General features: G+C 58.3%; 14 protein-coding genes. 4 read left to right on the top strand and 10 right to left on the bottom strand.

The annotated features are described in order from the left end of the window. Positions 1-4: 4 nt before the first annotated feature. Positions 5-670 carry a class I SAM-dependent methyltransferase gene (locus LG30_RS0115235; RefSeq protein WP_033131554.1) on the top strand — a complete coding sequence of 222 codons (666 nt, stop codon included), beginning with the start codon at positions 5-7 and terminating at the stop codon, positions 668-670. 95 nt (positions 671-765) lie between these two features. On the opposite strand, the gene LG30_RS0115230 is transcribed toward LG30_RS0115235, so the two are convergent. The 8 genes from LG30_RS0115230 to LG30_RS0115195 form a co-directional block, all read right to left on the bottom strand. After that, entirely contained in the window at positions 766-2,859 is a 2,094-nt protein-coding gene (locus tag LG30_RS0115230) for a motility associated factor glycosyltransferase family protein (RefSeq protein ID WP_033131553.1), read from the bottom strand. After that, positions 2,859-3,185, bottom strand: a complete 327-nt coding sequence (locus tag LG30_RS0115225) for a hypothetical protein (RefSeq protein WP_238566443.1) — start codon at positions 3,183-3,185, stop codon at positions 2,859-2,861. The genes LG30_RS0115230 and LG30_RS0115225 overlap by 1 nt, the downstream gene beginning before the upstream one ends. After that, a complete protein-coding gene (fliS, locus tag LG30_RS0115220; RefSeq protein ID WP_033131551.1) occupies positions 3,182-3,604 on the bottom strand; it encodes a flagellar export chaperone FliS in 423 nt (140 codons plus the stop codon). The genes LG30_RS0115225 and fliS overlap by 4 nt, the downstream gene beginning before the upstream one ends. A 29-nt stretch (positions 3,605-3,633) precedes the next feature. Then, positions 3,634-5,028: a flagellar filament capping protein FliD gene (fliD, locus tag LG30_RS0115215; RefSeq protein ID WP_033131550.1), complete on the bottom strand. Its 1,395-nt coding sequence runs from the start codon at positions 5,026-5,028 to the stop codon at positions 3,634-3,636. 31 nt (positions 5,029-5,059) lie between these two features. Continuing rightward, on the bottom strand, positions 5,060-5,518 hold the full coding sequence (locus LG30_RS21175) for a flagellar protein FlaG (RefSeq protein WP_033131549.1): 459 nt from the start codon (positions 5,516-5,518) through the stop codon (positions 5,060-5,062). A 39-nt stretch (positions 5,519-5,557) separates the two neighbouring features. Beyond that, on the bottom strand, positions 5,558-6,442 hold the full coding sequence (locus LG30_RS0115205) for a flagellin N-terminal helical domain-containing protein (protein WP_033131548.1): 885 nt from the start codon (positions 6,440-6,442) through the stop codon (positions 5,558-5,560). A gap of 610 nt (positions 6,443-7,052) precedes the next feature. Continuing rightward, the gene (locus LG30_RS0115200; protein ID WP_033131547.1) at positions 7,053-7,952 is read right to left on the bottom strand and encodes a flagellin N-terminal helical domain-containing protein; all 900 of its coding nucleotides are present in this window, start codon (positions 7,950-7,952) and stop codon (positions 7,053-7,055) included. 623 nt (positions 7,953-8,575) lie between these two features. Beyond that, positions 8,576-9,478, bottom strand: a complete 903-nt coding sequence (locus LG30_RS0115195; RefSeq protein WP_033131546.1) for a flagellin N-terminal helical domain-containing protein — start codon at positions 9,476-9,478, stop codon at positions 8,576-8,578. A 404-nt stretch (positions 9,479-9,882) separates the two neighbouring features. On the opposite strand from LG30_RS0115195, the gene LG30_RS0115190 reads away from it, so the two are divergent. Together LG30_RS0115190 and LG30_RS0115185 are read left to right on the top strand one after the other, a co-directional pair. Continuing rightward, entirely contained in the window at positions 9,883-10,515 is a 633-nt protein-coding gene (locus LG30_RS0115190; RefSeq protein WP_033131545.1) for a trimeric intracellular cation channel family protein, read from the top strand. Positions 10,516-10,616: 101 nt separating this feature from the next. Further along, complete coding sequence (locus LG30_RS0115185; RefSeq protein WP_033131544.1) at positions 10,617-11,009, top strand: hypothetical protein; 393 nt, start codon at positions 10,617-10,619, stop codon at positions 11,007-11,009. Between the two features lie 100 nt (positions 11,010-11,109). On the opposite strand, the gene thiI is transcribed toward LG30_RS0115185, so the two are convergent. Beyond that, positions 11,110-12,558 (bottom strand): tRNA uracil 4-sulfurtransferase ThiI, encoded by a 1,449-nt coding sequence (thiI, locus tag LG30_RS0115180; RefSeq protein WP_033131543.1) that lies wholly within the window; start codon positions 12,556-12,558, stop codon positions 11,110-11,112. Positions 12,559-12,748: 190 nt separating this feature from the next. Here thiI and LG30_RS0115175 point away from each other — a divergent pair, with 190 nt between their 5' ends. Beyond that, complete coding sequence (locus LG30_RS0115175; protein WP_033131542.1) at positions 12,749-13,708, top strand: hypothetical protein; 960 nt, start codon at positions 12,749-12,751, stop codon at positions 13,706-13,708. Between the two features lie 81 nt (positions 13,709-13,789). On the opposite strand, the gene pbpC is transcribed toward LG30_RS0115175, so the two are convergent. Further along, the gene (gene pbpC, locus LG30_RS0115170; protein WP_081966212.1) at positions 13,790-16,165 is read right to left on the bottom strand and encodes a penicillin-binding protein 1C; all 2,376 of its coding nucleotides are present in this window, start codon (positions 16,163-16,165) and stop codon (positions 13,790-13,792) included.

The following is a 16,165-nucleotide window of genomic DNA, read 5'->3' as shown; positions in this document are numbered from 1 at the left end:
CGAGATGCAACAGAAGAACGTCTTCATGGCGCAGGAAGGGAACGAGTGGTATGAGCGCAACAAGGCCGCCATCCTCGACAAGTCGCTGGGAAGCGATCCCATCTTCAAGGCACTGCAATACCTGGGGAGAAAGCCCGGCCGGATCCTGGAGATAGGCTGTGCCAACGGCTGGCGACTGGCGCAGTTGGCAGACCACTACGGCGCCCGCTGCTATGGGGTGGACCCCTCGGCCAGCGCCATCCAGGATGGCCTTGCCCGTTACCCCGGCTTGCAGCTCAGCGTGGGCACGGCCGACTGTCTGCCCGAGATAGAGCCCGTCGATCTCATCATCTTCGGTTTCTGCCTCTACCTGTGCGATCCCCAGGATCTGTTCAAGATTGCCGCCGGCAGCGATGCCCTGCTGGCCGATGGGGGCCTGATGACCATCCTGGATTTCAATCCTCCAGCGGGCCACTATCGCAACGACTATCAGCATCACGCCAATCTGTTCAGCTACAAGATGAATTACGGCGACCTGTTTGGCTGGCACCCCGGCTACCACCGCCTGTTCGAACACGTGCAGCATCACGACGGCGGTCAGGAGCTGGAGCCCGATGCGCTGATCTCGGTGCAGATATTGCGCAAGGACGCGAGGCTGCTCGCGGCGCAGAACCCCTATCCGAAGCGATAAAAAATGCCGACCCCCGGGTCGGCATTGTTCTTTTCGGGCCCGGTTCCAGGCCCATCTTTCGGCTGATATTCTGAACAGGCCTCGCGGCCTGTTTCCTACGCTTTCTTCCTGAAGAGGGCCATCACTTCGTTATCGATCATGTCGACGCTGTCGAGGGCCTTCGGATACATCTCCCTCACCTTCCCCAGGAACTCAAGCCATAGCTCGATGGCGGGTTGCATCAGCACCAGCGTCTCCTCTTCCCCCTCGAACGAATAGAGAATGGAGCTCAGCAGGGTGAACACATAGTTCATCGACCCCACCATGGTCTGGGAAATATGCTGTTGCCGGGTCGCGGCGATCTGGGCAAGGTAACCAAAGTTGCGCAGCATCAGTTGGTTCAGCTCGTGGCGAGACGAGAATGGCTGTTGCCATTCGTCCATCATCTTGTCGATGAACACATTGAAGAACTCGACGTCGAGCAGCGGGGAAAAGTCTTGCTTGGACAAGGGAATGGGCGCGCAGAGTGCCAGAATATCTCCCAGCAGGGCGGCCTTGTCGATCGGCAGGGAGAGGCTTATCTCCGTGCTCGGCAAGGCCCTGGCCTTCTCAATCCTGGCGCCATCGCTGCAATTGAAGCAGCGCACCTCGTCATTGGTGGCCAACACCTGCTCCATCACGCGGCGGGAGGTATCAAACATGGCGTTGCTGATGACCATGCCACCGAAGTTCCCCTCACGCTGCCACAGGCTGTCGCCATACATCATCTCCCCCAGGGCCCCGGCATTCTCCTCATCGTTGTAATAGGAGCTGAGCTTGGAGTGATGGTGTCCCTTGTGCTTGTAGCCATTGTCCAGACCGAACAGATAGAGATGCTTGAACCCGAGGTGGACGGGAGCACTGATACCGATATTGCCCACCAGGGGATTCACCCCGCCGAGCCCGGCACAGGGCTTCAGTTGAGAGAAGTAGTTCTGGTAGAGCACTACCCCGGGCTCGCTGAGCTTGAACCCCAGCGCCGAGTTGTTGAACAGGGTGGCACAATCCGGATGGATGACGTCGGTGCTCAGGAACAGCACATCGCGCAGATAGTCAGGATCATCCAGATTCACCAGGAAGTCATAGACGATCTTGGTGCGCTCGGTCTCGACATGGATATCCGGCTTGATGCCCACCTTGTGCAAGGCCGAGATGGCACTGCCACAGGAGATCAGGATGGCCTTGTCCCGATTTTCTGCGATGACGGCGATGGATTCGTCCAGCGAGGGACCGTTGGCGATGATGAAGATGGGGGTACGTTGATACTGGGGCGAGATCCGCCGATCTTTTTGCAGGAACGGCACACCACGCTCGATATTGTTGATGGTGTGAGACAAGGCGATCAGGTTGTCATCGAAGAAGCCCCAGCCCATCACCAGCAGATAATATTCCTGCTGCACCTTCTCTATCAGTTTCTTTATCTTGTCGCCCTGATACCCCCACATGATGAAGGCGTTGGCGATGAGGAAAGAGCCCCGACTGTGAATGGCCGACGCGAAATCCTTCACTATGGTCTCTTCATCCTGTCCCAGCAGTATGTGCAGCCCCAGATTCTCCTGATGCAGATAGGCCAGCAGGGGAGCCCAGTCGAAGCAAAACAGCGACCCGTAAAACAGATCCAGATCCGGCTCGAACAGGAACAGGGTGCCTATCTTGCACTGCTCATAGAGGTAACCGAGATGGTAACCCAGCCCCACCCCGAAGATCAGGGCGCTGGGTACCTCATGGGGTACTCGATCCAGCATCACCTCCCGGGCCGAGATATCGTCGAGATAGGCATTGAGTTTGTTGAGGTATTCCACATGCATGAAGCCGAGCGGATTTGCCTCCTGGCTGAAGGAGAACTTGGATAGCCCCCCCTTCTCCATGAACTCGGTCACCAGCGTCTCGCAGATGAGGTAGGGTTCGGCCCCATAAACGGCGACGTCATCGTCGAGCCAGGCCAAGTTGGGCTGACCATTCTCATTGCAGAAGAATCGGAAAGGGCGTGCGGGTTGGTAGGCTTCGTACATATCGGCGATATGGGGGATATATTGGCGAAATGCCGCCATATTCTGTTCAAAGCGCAGCGGTAAGGCCATCGCCATGGCCGCTTCCTGTTCTGCCTGCTGTTGAAGTCGCAGTGCGTCTTGTTCGGCTTTGACCAGGGTTGCGTCGATATTGAGTGACATCAGAACTCCTTGCTGTTCACACGATAGGCTTGCCCGGCCCTGGTGCCTTTCCCGACGCGAGCCAGCTGTTCGAAAATGGTGTGATGATGGCTGGCGGCCAGGGTTTTCATGCTCTCTTCCTGAATTGACAGAGCGCCGGCCAGGGCCACCGCAGCTTGCTGCTGCGCCGGATCCTCTCTGACCAGCTGTACCAGACTGTCGATCAACGCCAGCCGGTCATCCATGCACAGCAAGGCTTCGTCATATTGCTGTTGTTGCAACAGCGACTCCATCAGGCAGGCATTTTCCGTCAATGCCTCTGCAAGGGAGACGAGCGTGACGCTCACAACTCACCCAGCTGTTGTCTCATCTGATAGCCTTGCTGTTTTTCGGCCTCCGGCAGCTGATCCCAACCGGATTTGATGGTCACCATCAGACCCATAACCTCCTCGAGGGGCGCAATATCCCGTGCCAGACTCGCATCCCAGATACGCTCATCCATATAGGCATAGAGTCCATACAGATCCTCGGCCATGGCCCCCTGGCTCAGGTCGAGCGCATCCTGCAGTCCGTGCAGCAACCCTTGCGCCTTGGAAACAGCAACCGATTTTGCCTCCATATCTTGCCGCTCGATGGCGCCCTTGGCCTGAGCCAGCCGCTCGAGAAAGCCTTGCATCATGAGCTGAATGACACGATGAGGGTCGGCAACCGCCAGATCAGCCGCGATGCTGGTTGCCTTATATGCCTTCAGATTACGGTTGTACATAACATGGGTCCTCGCAATATCACGCTCAATCAATTCTTATTGTTTATTTGTAACGACGTCAGGGCGGATGCCGAGTTATTCATTTTAACAAGCAGGGCATCCAGGCTGCCGTATTGGGCTCGCAAGGAGGCTTCATATTTTGCCAGTTGCGCGCTGGCCGTCGCCGTTTTTTGAGTGAGGCTGCGTAAATCCGAATTCAACACATCTTCTCGTTGCGCCAGCATACCGCCACTCTTGGTGTATTCTTTCAACCCTGTATTCAGGGTGGCCGCCAGGCCCTTATCCCCACCAAACAGGGCAACAACCTGATCGAAGTTCTTATCGACGGCCTCGCCAAACTTGGTCTTGTCCAGAGACAGCTTGCCCTTGTTGTCCATCTTGATGCCGACCTCGAAGATGGTGGAATAGGTGCCGCTGTTCTGGGAGGGACTGACCAGCAGATTGCTCATGAAAGATTCGATGGCTCGGGTGGTTGAATCACCGGCCAGGGCGCCGCCATCATCCTGTTTCACCCCCCCCACGAAGCTGCCACGCTTGCCGAGCGTTCCCATACTCTCCTGCAACGTGTTGTAACCATCTACGAACTGCTGGACCAGCTCCTGAATAGAGGTCTTGTCGGTAGTGATATCCACCTTGTTTGACTTGATAGCACCCGTACTGTCTTTATCCGACACCCGCAGCACGGTCACTTTGAGATCCTGGATGGAGTCGTCAAAGGTATTGGTATCACTCTTGAGGACGTTGCCATCCACGGAAATCTCGGCACTGCTGGCGGCCCTGGTCTGGTTCATGACACCGCCCCCCGCCTCGAAGATACCGAGCTCGGCCGTATTCCCGGTAATGGTCAGATCCTTGCCATCGCCGGACACACCGGAATCGATCACCAGCTTGGCTTTGCCATCCGCGGTATTGACGATGTTGGCGCTGAGTCCAAAGTTGTCGCCATTGCTGTTGATACTCTTGCGGATGTCTTGCAGGGTATCGCCCGCCTTGACATCCACCTTGAAAGTTTTTTCACCCGCCTTGAACGTCAGTTGCCCATCCTGAGTGACCAGGGGGGTGGTCGAGCTGTCGAAAATGCCTTCCTGACGGCCCGTCTCTGCCAACTTGTTGACGGTGATGTTGTATTGACCATTGGAGGAGCCAGACTTGCTCTCCACCTTCAATACAGGGTCGTCTTTGCTCTGAGTGATGTTGATGGCGCGTTTGTTGAACGCCCCGGGGGCGCTCAATTTGTCGAGGATGTCGGTGAAGGCGGAGAGAGAGGATTTGAGCTGACCTATGCCAGACAAGGTGATCTTGGTACTGTTTTGTTTGGTGATGATCGGCTGCTGCAACTGGGCTTTCTTCGCCGCCACACTCGCCGAGATCACGCTTTCAAGATCGAGTCCAGAACCCGCCCCTGCAGAGGTAATTGCCATCATATCCTCCTGTCTATCAACTTAAAAAATAGGGTCACACCTGACCATCGAACAGCAGCCCGGAAAAGCCGGGACCATTGCCAGCCGCCTGATCCATCGACTGTAATCTCTTGCTTATCAAGAGCATTTCCTCGCTCGGGATCTGGCGGATAACCTGTTTGGTCTCCGCATCTATCACCTTGATCACGGGTTGATCGAGCTCAGGCACCAGACTGAAATTGATGGTCCACCCCTTCAACTTGCTCAGGCTGTCCAATCTCTCCTGCAATTCTTGGGCCTCTTTTTCAATCAAGGCCGTCTCTTTACGCAATGCTGATGACTTGGTATGCGCAGCCGGTTCCTGCGATGCCTTGGCTGTTGGCTCGACACTTGCCTGTTCGGCCACATTATCTTCACCAGATACTGGTGGAGATGCAGACATGGCGGCCTGGTGGCCGCCATGTTGAGCTAGCGTCGAAGTAACAGAGGGCATGGTTATCGATTCATTGGCCATCTGCTGCTCCTCATGTCAGTGTTTGACAATGTTGCCAAATTAGCCCAGCAGCGACAGAGCCGACTGTGGACGCTGGTTGGCCTGAGCCAGGATGCTGGAAGCCGCCTGTTGCAGGATGTTCTGCTTGGTCATGTTCGCGGTCTCGGTCGCGAAGTCCGCATCCCGGATACGGGAGCGCGCAGCACTGACGTTCTCCGAGATATTGGCCTGGTTGCGGATGGTTGAATCCAGACGGTTCTGCACCGCACCCAGCTCGGCACGCTTGCCATCGACCACTTCCAACATGGCATCGACGGAGGCCAAGACGTTTTGAGCATTCGTCTGAGTACTGATGCTGATACCACCAACGGTTGAACCACTGGTAAACACACTTCCAACCGGGGCTCCACCTGCTGCAGATACCGCGGCCGCAATGCCTGAAATGCTGAAACCACCAGCCTGACTCAGACTGAAACCGATGGTCTGGTTGGCATCGGCCCCCACCTGGAAGTTGCCGCTGTAATTGCCATCCAGCAGTTTGGTGCCGGCGAAGGTGGTGTCTTTGGAGATACGGTTGATCTCGGACCCCAACTGATCCACCTCCTTCTGCAAGGCCTCACGATCCTTGTCGGAGTTGGAGCCGTTGGCGGATTGCTGGGCCAGGGTACGCATACGCTGCAGCATGCCGGTCACCTCATCCATGGCCCCTTCCGCGGTCTGCGCCAGGGAGATGCCGTCGTTGGCGTTGCGGTTACCCTGATCCAGCCCATTGATCTGGGAGGTCAGACGGTTGGAGATCTGCAGACCGGCCGCATCGTCTTTCGCGCTGTTGATGCGCAAGCCCGATGCCAGACGGGTATAGGAGGTATCCAGCGATTTGGAGGAGTTCATCAAGTTACGCTGGGCGTTCAATGATGAAGTGTTGGTATTGATAAACATGGCCATAAAAGATTTCTCCTGATGAACAAGAAACTGCGGGCTCTGCTTGTGTCAACACAGTCAGGATCCCACCGTTCAGATGGACAGCTTGAACGGGTCTGTTCCATCTGGCGGGCCCTCTGTTTGAACGGACATCGGACCCGCAGTTGCGCAAATGTTGGATTTCCGAACACCCCTCATTTTGCTTCATATCTTGTAACGGCAGCCTCATCAGAAGCTTTAGGACATTTATTGCCGCTCTCAGCAACAGAGAGGCAAGACTCCTCCGCCTGTCATGAAAAGGCGACCAAGGAGAGGTTATTCAATTTCCGTCCAGACACAGGCAACCCGCCCCGCAATGGATCCCATGATTGAAATGAAGAGTGGCATGGTTTATGCCAAGATGTATGGGTCGCCGCTTTTATGGCGCCAATAAAAAGGCCGACATTTGTCGGCCATTGAAGATCTTATGCTCAGAAGAACCGCCTCGAGAGTGGCAGAGTGAACGACTGCCAACCCTCGAGGTGGTATATAAGACAATCTCTCTTTCGATAGAACAAGGCGTAAATCCGAACACCCCGTTGTTCCATCTATTTGACCAGGGCGGCCTGAACAACCGCCCTTTTCTTTTTCCTGCTTAACCCAGCAGTGACAGGGCCGACTGCGGGCGCTGGTTGGCCTGAGCCAGGATGCTGGAGGCCGCCTGTTGCAGAATGTTCTGTTTGGTCATGTTGGCGGTTTCGGTCGCGAAGTCCGCATCCCGGATACGGGAGCGTGCGGCACTAACGTTTTCAGAGATATTGGCCTGGTTACGAATGGTCGAATCCAGCCGGTTTTGTACCGCACCTAACTCCGCACGCTTGCCATCAACTACACCTAGCATTAAATCGGCTGCGGCTAGAACCGCCTGGGCCGCGGAGGCAGTGCTGATGTCAATACTAGAACCAGCAGCAAAAATACTATCAATAGTCGTGGTGACAGAGCCTGCAGGACCAACTGTAATTGTTGCCGTCGCCGCGGCCGAAATCCCTGAGATAGAGAAACCGTTGGCCTGGGTTAGACCGAAGCCGATAGTCTGATTGGCATCAGCCCCGACTTGGAAGCTACCGCTATAGCTGCCATCCAGCAGCTTGGTGCCAGCAAAGGTAGTGTCTTTGGAAATACGGTTGATCTCGGACCCCAGCTGATCCACTTCCTTTTGCAAGGCGGCACGATCCTTGGCGGAATTGGATCCGTTAGAAGACTGCTGAGCCAGGGTACGCATGCGCTGCAACATACCGGTCACTTCATCCATGGCACCTTCCGCGGTCTGCGCCAGGGAGATGCCATCGTTGGCGTTACGGTTACCCTGATCCAGGCCATTGATCTGGGAGGTCAGACGGTTGGAGATCTGCAGACCGGCTGCATCGTCTTTCGCGCTGTTGATGCGCAAGCCCGATGCCAGACGGGTGTAGGAGGTATCCAGCGATTTGGAGGAGTTCATCAAGTTACGCTGGGCGTTCAATGATGAAGTGTTGGTATTGATAAACATGGCCATAAAAGATTTCTCCTGATGAACAAGAAACTGCGGGCTCAGCCTGCATCAATGCAGTCAAGGTCCCACCGTTCTGATGGACAGCTTGAACGGGTCTGTACCATCTGGCGGGTCCTCTGTTTGAACGGACATAGGACCCGCAGTTGCGCAAATGTTGGTTTTCCGAACACCCCTCAATTTGCTTCATATCCTGTAACGGCAGGCCCATCAGAAGCTTTAAATAATTTATTGCCGCTCTCATCAACAAAGAGGCCAGTACCTTTCACCCAGAGTTGAGTCGCTGACAAAGATACTCACCACCCAGCCCCCCTCAGCCAGAAGATATAATCCACAGTCGAGGGCCGGCGTCAGGTAGTAGTTGGCATGAACTATGCTTAGTTTTATGAGTGTCGATTTTTCGGCGCCCATAAAAAAGGCCGACAATGTCGGCCAAAGAAGAGCTTACGCTCAGGAGAACAACCTCGAGGGTGACAGAGTGAACGATCTGCGTAACACTCGAGGGGTATACCAATAAGAGAACTTCTCTTTCGATAGAACAAGGCGTAAATCCGAACACCCCATTGTTCCATCTTTCTTACCAGGGCGGCCTGAACAACCGCCCTTTTTCTTTATTCTTTAATTATCACTTAGTTCTGCAGCAGGGAGAGCGCGGACTGCGGACGCTGGTTGGCCTGGGCCAGAATGCTGGAGGCCGCCTGCTGCAGGATATTCTGCTTGGTCATATTGGCGGTCTCGGTCGCAAAATCTGCATCGCGGATGCGGGAGCGCGCGGCGCTGACGTTTTCGGAGATATTGGACTGGTTGCGAATGGTCGAGTCCAACCGATTCTGTACCGCACCCAGCTCCGCACGCTTGCCATCGACCACTTCCAGCATGGCATCGACTGATGCCAAAACATTTTGGGCATTATTCTGACTGCTGATGCTAACTGCACCGGCAGAGCCACTCCTGAAAACAGTATCTACAGCAATGGTAGTGCCCGTTGCGCCAGTCACTATCGCAGACGCAGCGGCAGCAATCCCGGAGATACTAAAACCACCAGCCTGACTCAGGCTAAAACCGATAGTCTGGTTGGCATCCGCTCCGACCTGGAAGGTTCCACTAAAAGAGCCATCCAACAGCTTGGTACCCGCGAAAGTGGTCGCGCCAGAGATACGGTTTATCTCGGCTCCCAGCTGATCCACCTCTTTTTGCAAAGCCTCACGATCCTTATCGGAGTTGGATCCGTTGGCGGATTGCTGGGCCAGGGTACGCATACGCTGCAGCATACCGGTCACTTCGTCCATGGCGCCTTCTGCGGTCTGTGCCAGGGAGATGCCGTCGTTGGCATTGCGGTTACCTTGATCCAGGCCGTTGACCTGGGAGGTCAGACGGTTGGATATCTGTAGACCGGCCGCATCGTCTTTGGCGCTGTTGATGCGCAGGCCGGAGGCCAGACGAGTGTAGGAGGTATCCAGGGATTTGGTGCTATTCATCATGTTACGCTGAGCGTTGAGCGATGACACGTTAGTATTAATAAACAGACTCATAACTATTCTCCTAAGCTATTAAATTTTATCTTTAATTCACTCAGGCTTTGTTTTGTTTTGTGCCTGATATGTTTAGTTAACGGCGCTTTTTTCAGATACTTTAATTTGTTTTTTACAGCGCTTGTCGCTGTAATCGCCGCCTACCCTATATATCGGCCCATATCCGCCAGCCTTGAGAAAAAATTCGAGATTTTTTACCGATATGTTCGAACTGCCCCTCATCGGCCTGGCTCCCTCTTTGCTACTGCCAATGTGCAGGGAGCGCCGCTCTCGCCCGCCTCCCCCGACGACTGGCGCCAAGGAAACCGGCTCTGGCTCCCACTTTTGCACGTCAGGATTGCTCACCGGCGCCCCTTGCCCCTAAAATCGCCGCCCCACCATTTATCGGACGTGAGTTGTTCTCCATGCAGACACTGGTTGAGCAAATTGTTTACATCAGCGACATGTTTGGTACTGCGGTCTTCGCATTCTCCGGCGTGCTGGTCGCCGGTCGGCTGCGGATGGACGGCTTCGGTGTCATGGTGCTGGCCGCGGTGACCGCCATCGGCGGGGGCACCATCCGCGACATGATCCTGGGCGCCACCCCGGTGTTCTGGGTACGGGATCCCCTCTATATCTGGGTGATCATCGCCACCGCACTGATCGGCATGTGGATGGTCAAGCTGCCCAGACGCATGCCCTGGTACGTGCTGCCGGTGGCGGATGCTTTCGGCTTGGCCCTGTTTACCGTGATCGGGGCGCAAAAGGCGCTCAACTTCGGCACGCCGGGCCTGATTGCGGTGATCATGGGCACCATGACCGGCGTCGCCGGCGGCATGATCCGTGACGTGCTGGCCCGTGAAGTGCCTATGGTGCTGCAAAAGGAGATCTACGCCACCGCCTGCATTCTGGGGGGGATCCTCTATACCCTGGCGCTGGAGTGCCATGTGGATAAGGTCGTCGCCATGCTGATCAGCATGCTGGGGGTGTTTGGCCTGCGGGTGGCGGCCATCTACTGGCATCTATCGCTGCCGAGCTTCTCGCTGCAGCGACACTGAACCGGCTCTGAATGGACTGGATCCCATCCCGGGAGGGGTAACATTGAACCAAGTACGCTTTTCTGTTGTCATAGAGTGGTCGTTTTAAGCCGGACTACCTCATGCAAAAACTTGGGCTCATTACCACTCTCCTACTGATGACGGTTGCGGCGGCTCACGCCGGCGCACAGGCCCTGTTCGGACGCCTGGCATCGACTCCGGTGCAACAGTTCAACCAGCAGATCCGCCTGGCGAGCAGCAGCCAGCAGAGTTGGGTCAACGACTACCGCGAAGTGGCGCGCCGCTTCGTGGGCCACGAAGACGTGCCCAGTCGCATCCACGCCCAGCAACTGGATAACGATCTGGTACTCTCTGTGGCCCTCGATGGCCGCAAGAGCGACATGATCTATATCCTGACGCTGTTTCGCAGTGACAACCTGTGGCAGATGCGTCAGGCCGAGATGGGCTGGCGCTGCCAGGGCCAGGAGACCTTTACCCCCGTGCCTTGCCCCTGACCCCATGGCAGAAGAGATAGGGATCAGCCTGGGCTGACTCCCGAGGTGAAATAAAAAAATCCGGCACAATGGCCGGATTTTTTTATCGAAGGCGCGTGGGTTACGGGCGATACACCTTCACGTTGTCAAAGCCCTGCTCTTTCAGATAGAGCGCCTGCAGCTTGCTCATCACGCCGCGATCGCAGTACAGCAGGTAGGTCTGCTCCTTGGGCAGATCCCCAAAGCTAGTTGCCAGTTTGAAGAAGGGGATGTGCAGCACTTCACGCCCCTCCATCACCAGCGGCTTCTCGTCGCGCTCATCGCTGGATCGGATATCCAGCACGATCTCATCGGCGGCCAGCACTTCTGTCGTCTCGACCTCCTGCACCTGGGCGGAGGTCTCCTCGCCGATGCGGCGGATATCGAGATAGCGGGCTTCACTCACCACCTTGTCCAGGATGGCGAAGTCGAAGTTGCCCTCTTCCGCCTCGATGTTGGACAGCACGGCCTTGATGGTCGGCTTCTTGGAGATGACACCGCAATATTCCGGCATGGTCTCGGCGAACTCCAGGGTACCGATGCGGCGCGCCTCGCTGATGATGTCCGGCTTGTCCCAGGTGATGAGGGGGCGCAGGATCACCTTGTCGGTCACCCGATCGATGACGTTGAGGTTGGTGAGGGTCTGGCTGGAGACCTGCCCCACGCATTCGCCGGTCACCAGCGCCGGGATCTGGAAGGTCTCTGCCACCTGGCCGGCGGCACGCATCATCATGCGCTTGAGCACCACGCCCATCTGGCCGTTGTCGATCTTCTCGAGGATCTCGGCCACCACTGGTTCGAAGTCGATGGCGGTGAAACGCACCTTGTGGGAGGCGCCAAACTTGCTCCACAGGTAGTAGGCCACCTGCTTCACGCCGATCTCGTGGGCGGCCCCCCCCAGATTGAAGAAGCAGTAGTGCACCCGGCAGCCGCGCTTGATGAACTGATAGGAGGCCACGCCGGAGTCGAAGCCGCCAGAGATCAGGCTCAGCACATCTTCCTGGGTCGCCATGGGGAAGCCGCCCATGCCGTGGTGCACGGCGCTGATGATGTAGAGCTCATCGTTTTCCACTTCCAGGTTGACCTGGATATCGGGTTTTTTCAGGCGCACACCGGCGGTTTCGCAATGCTGGTTCAGGCCACCCCCCACGTAGCGCTCCAGCTCCAGGGAGCTGAAGTCGTGCTTGCCGACCCGGCGGGCACGCACGCAGAAGGTCTTGCCCTTAAGGCGATCTCCCCAGACGGCGCGAGTCTGCTCGAAGATATCGTGCAGGTCGGTGAAGTTGCTCAGCTTCACTTCCAGGAAATACTGGATGCCGGGAATGCAGGCCAGGGTCTCCAGATACTGGGCGTGGAACTGGTCGTTGCGCGAGCTCACGATCAGCTTGTCCCAGTCCATCCGCACGCGGGCATCTTCGTCAAAGCGGCGCAACACGTTGCGGATGTTGCCCTGCAGCATCTTGGTGAAGCGCTGACGCACTGACTTGCTCTTGATGGTGATTTCCGGGAACAGCTTGATAATGAACTTCATGATGATGACTCGGGTGGCCTCGATTTAAGGGCGCGAATTATATCAGAAGTTTAGGGCCAGCGCCTACTGGCTGAGCGCCCGCTCACATTCCCCCACACAATTCCCCACGCAATGTTTGCCGCCAGACGGCGATCTTGCGTATATTCCCCAGCCTGCGACTTGGCAACAGTCTTGATAACAGATCGATTCGATGAAGACCTATATCTACTACCCCGGCATGGAAGTGCGGGATGAACTCTGGCTCAAGTTTGCCCTGATCTACCTGGAGCGGCTCGCCTTCGTCTTTACTGTCAGCGAGAAGAGCGGCCTGACCGCCCTGCTGGAAACCCTGCGCCAGCAGACCGATCTGCTGGCCGAGCGGCCCGATGCCGACTTCTTTGCTGCCATCAGCCCCCAAATAGAAAATCAGATCGCCGGCCTTATCGCTCCCGACTTCGTCCGCCACAAGGTGTTTGGCAACAAGGAACTCATCGGTCGCTGGCGTCAGGCCAGCAATCACGACTGTTTCTGCCCGGCTCAGGACGGCCTCGAACGGCTGCACGGCTATTGTCTCGCCACCGGCTTTGCCAGCCAGGACGAGGGGGGGATCAGGATGGCGCGGCGCTTCGCGAATCTGCTCTCCATGCGTCTCGCCCGTGAGTGGGCGCTCGCCAATGAGGGAGCTCTCATCACCGATCACGACTATCTGGACCGGTTGCTGCACCTGCTCGAATCCCGTTACCACAACAGAGGCGGTCAGGATTGCTTCCACCTCGAGATCCCGCTGCGAGTGCCCACTCACCTCGCCGCCATCCCCTTCGAGGAGCTGATCGCCCTGCGGGCCCGCAGCGGTTTTCGTCAGCAGCTGGCGGCTTTTCATCAGGCCCTCGATGCCTTGCTCACCATGCTGGGTAGCGGCTATGCCGACCCCGCCGTATTGACTCGCTTCGAGCAGGGCCAGCAAGGGCTCAACCTGCTGCTCGGGGCAGAGACCCAAAGTCTGCCGCTCACCACGCTCGTCAGTACTGGCTTACCCGCCATGGCGATGATCCACCGGCTCAAGGCGAGCCACCCGGACACGACGCTCATCTTCCATCCCATCAAGAAGAGCCACTTCCATCAGCGCAAGAGCCAGCACTTCTTCACTCGCCTGGGGCAGGTCAAGCCGTAAACGGCTTAGGGCTCGACACCTTTCGCCATCCATAGGCTCCTGACATGGACAATCGTCAATATTTTGTCGCATTATTGTGGGCTAAAACCGAACCCCCTCCTGCTCAGGAGGGTTTTCCAGTCGAAACTCTATGCGATCGCTGTTGCCCGCCTCATCGACCACCACCAGCTGGTAAAGACCCGCCTCGCTGAGTACCTGATCCCCGTCCCAGCGCAAGCGCTGACCGTTGAGAAACCAGAACGGCTTGCCGATCCCGCCCAGCACCCTGGGTTGCAGGCGGTAACGCTGGCTGCGGATGAGGTTGCCCTCCCCCAGCGCCACGATGCGGATGGGCGCCTGCAAATCTGCCCCACGTCCCTCCCCCTCGCAACCACTGGCGAGCAGGGCCCCGCGCCGCTCGGCGGGGGCACGCCAGGGCTCGAGCGCCAGCGGCCACAAGGCCCGCCAGGCAGAGCCGCTGGCCTCGAGACAGCGCGCCAGGGTCGGTTTGCCCTGCGCCGTCAGCGCCACCTTGCGCAACGGCGAGGGCCAGTCCATGGGATCAGGCAGGGTCGGTGGATCCCGCTCATCCAGCAGCCAGGCGTTCTGATGCTGTTGGCAGGTACCTGGCAGGGTGACGCTCGCCCGCCGCCCCAGTGGCCAGCAGATGTCGGCCTCGCTCACCGTATTGGGCTGCGCCGGCAAGGGGCTGTTATCGCCGAGGCGAGAATACACCGAGAGCAGCAGCGGCACCGCCGCACTCTGGCCGTAGAAGCCGGGCAAGGGGGTGCCATCGGGCCGGCCGAGCCAGACCCCCAGAGTCCAGCGACCCGAGACCCCGAGCGCCCAGCTGTCGCGGTAGCCATAGCTGGTGCCGGTCTTCCAGGCCAGCCGGTTAACCCGCCCGGTCGCTTCGCTGTCGAAGGGCTGATCCGCCCTCCCCTGAGTGCTCAGCATGTGCCAGACAATCCAGGCTGCCCCCGGGCTCAGCAAGGGCCGAGACACCGCCTGCTGCCCCGCGAGCCAGACCGGCATCGCCACCTGCCCCTGGCGGGTGAGCGCACTGTAGAGCGCCACCAACTGCTCCAGCCGAATGCCTGCGGCCCCCAGCGCAATGGCGGGATTGGGTTTATCGGACAGCGCCAACCTGACGCCAGCATTGTCCAACCGGTTGACCAGGGTATCGGGTCCCAGCGCCTCCAACACCTGCACCGCCGGCACATTGAGGGACTGCTGCAACGCCTGGGTCAGGGTCACGGGTCCCTGAAAGGCACCGCTGAAGTTCGCGGGGCGATAGTCAGCGCCGAGGCGAGGGGCATCGGAGAGCAGGGAGGCCGAATGCACCAGCCCGGCATCCAGCGCCAGGCCATAGATGAACGGCTTGAGGGTGGAGCCGGGGGAGCGGATCGCCTGCACCATGTCGAGGTAGCCGTGGCGCCGCAGGTTGCCATACTCGGCGCTGCCCACATAGGCGCGCACCGCCATGGTCTGGTTGTCTACCAGCAGCAGGGCGGCGGAGGTCTGCTCCGGGAAGCGGCGGATATAGCTCGCCACCCGCGCCTCCAGCCAGCGTTGCAGATCCCCGTCTATGGTGGTGTGCACCAGGGCCCCCGGCTGGCTGTCGGCGACGAGGCGGGCAAACAGCGGCGCCTCCATGGGGGTGAAGTGTCCTCGGGCCAGTACCGGTTCGATGCGCCCCTGCTCCCAGACCGATGCGGGCCAGGCCCCCTGCCTGACCAGGCGCTGCATCACCTTGTCCCGGGCGGCACGGGCCCGTTCGGGGTGCCTGTCCGGCCGGTAACGGCTGGGGGCCTGGGGCAGCACCGCCAGCAGGGCCGCCTCCGCATGGGTGAGCTTGGCCGCACTCTTGCCGAGATAGGCGAAGCTCGCCGCCTGTACCCCCTCCAGATTGCCACCAAAGGGCGCCCGGTTGAGGTAGACGGTGAGCAGGGTGCGCTTGTCATAGTGCCACTCCAACTGCAGCGCCCGCGCCATCTGGCGCAGCTTGCCCGGAATGGATCGCTGGTAGGGTTCGATGAGACGCGCCACCTGCATGGTGAGGGTCGAGCCGCCTGAGACGGCTCGGCCATAACGTAGCCACTGCCAGACGCCGCGCGCCATGGCCAGCGGGTTGACCCCGGGGTGTTGCCAGAAGTGGCGATCCTCGTAGCCGAGCAGCGCCTCTATGTAGCGAGGGGAGACCTGCTCCAGGGTGACCGGATAGCGCCAGACCCCGCTGGTGTCGGCGAAGGCCCGCAGCGGCTTGCCCCTCATATCCAGCACCACCCGGGCATAGGCGGGATCCAGCGGCGGTGGCGGGAAGGCCCGATCCAGCACCAGCAATAACAGGGGAATGCCAGCCAATAGCAACCCCGTCAGGCGCAGCCAACGTGGCCACCTCCGCCAGGTGGACCCTAGCTTGCGAGCGCCTGCCCGGCATAGCGCCAAGTAGCTGGCCGGACGTGAGGGGTCCGACAA

The sequence above is a fragment of the Aeromonas aquatica genome (genome assembly GCF_000764655.1).
GTDB classification, from domain to species: domain Bacteria; phylum Pseudomonadota; class Gammaproteobacteria; order Enterobacterales; family Aeromonadaceae; genus Aeromonas; species Aeromonas aquatica.
The sequence above is the reverse complement of the archived record's forward strand: the minus strand, read 5'-3'. Positions and strand labels throughout refer to the sequence as shown.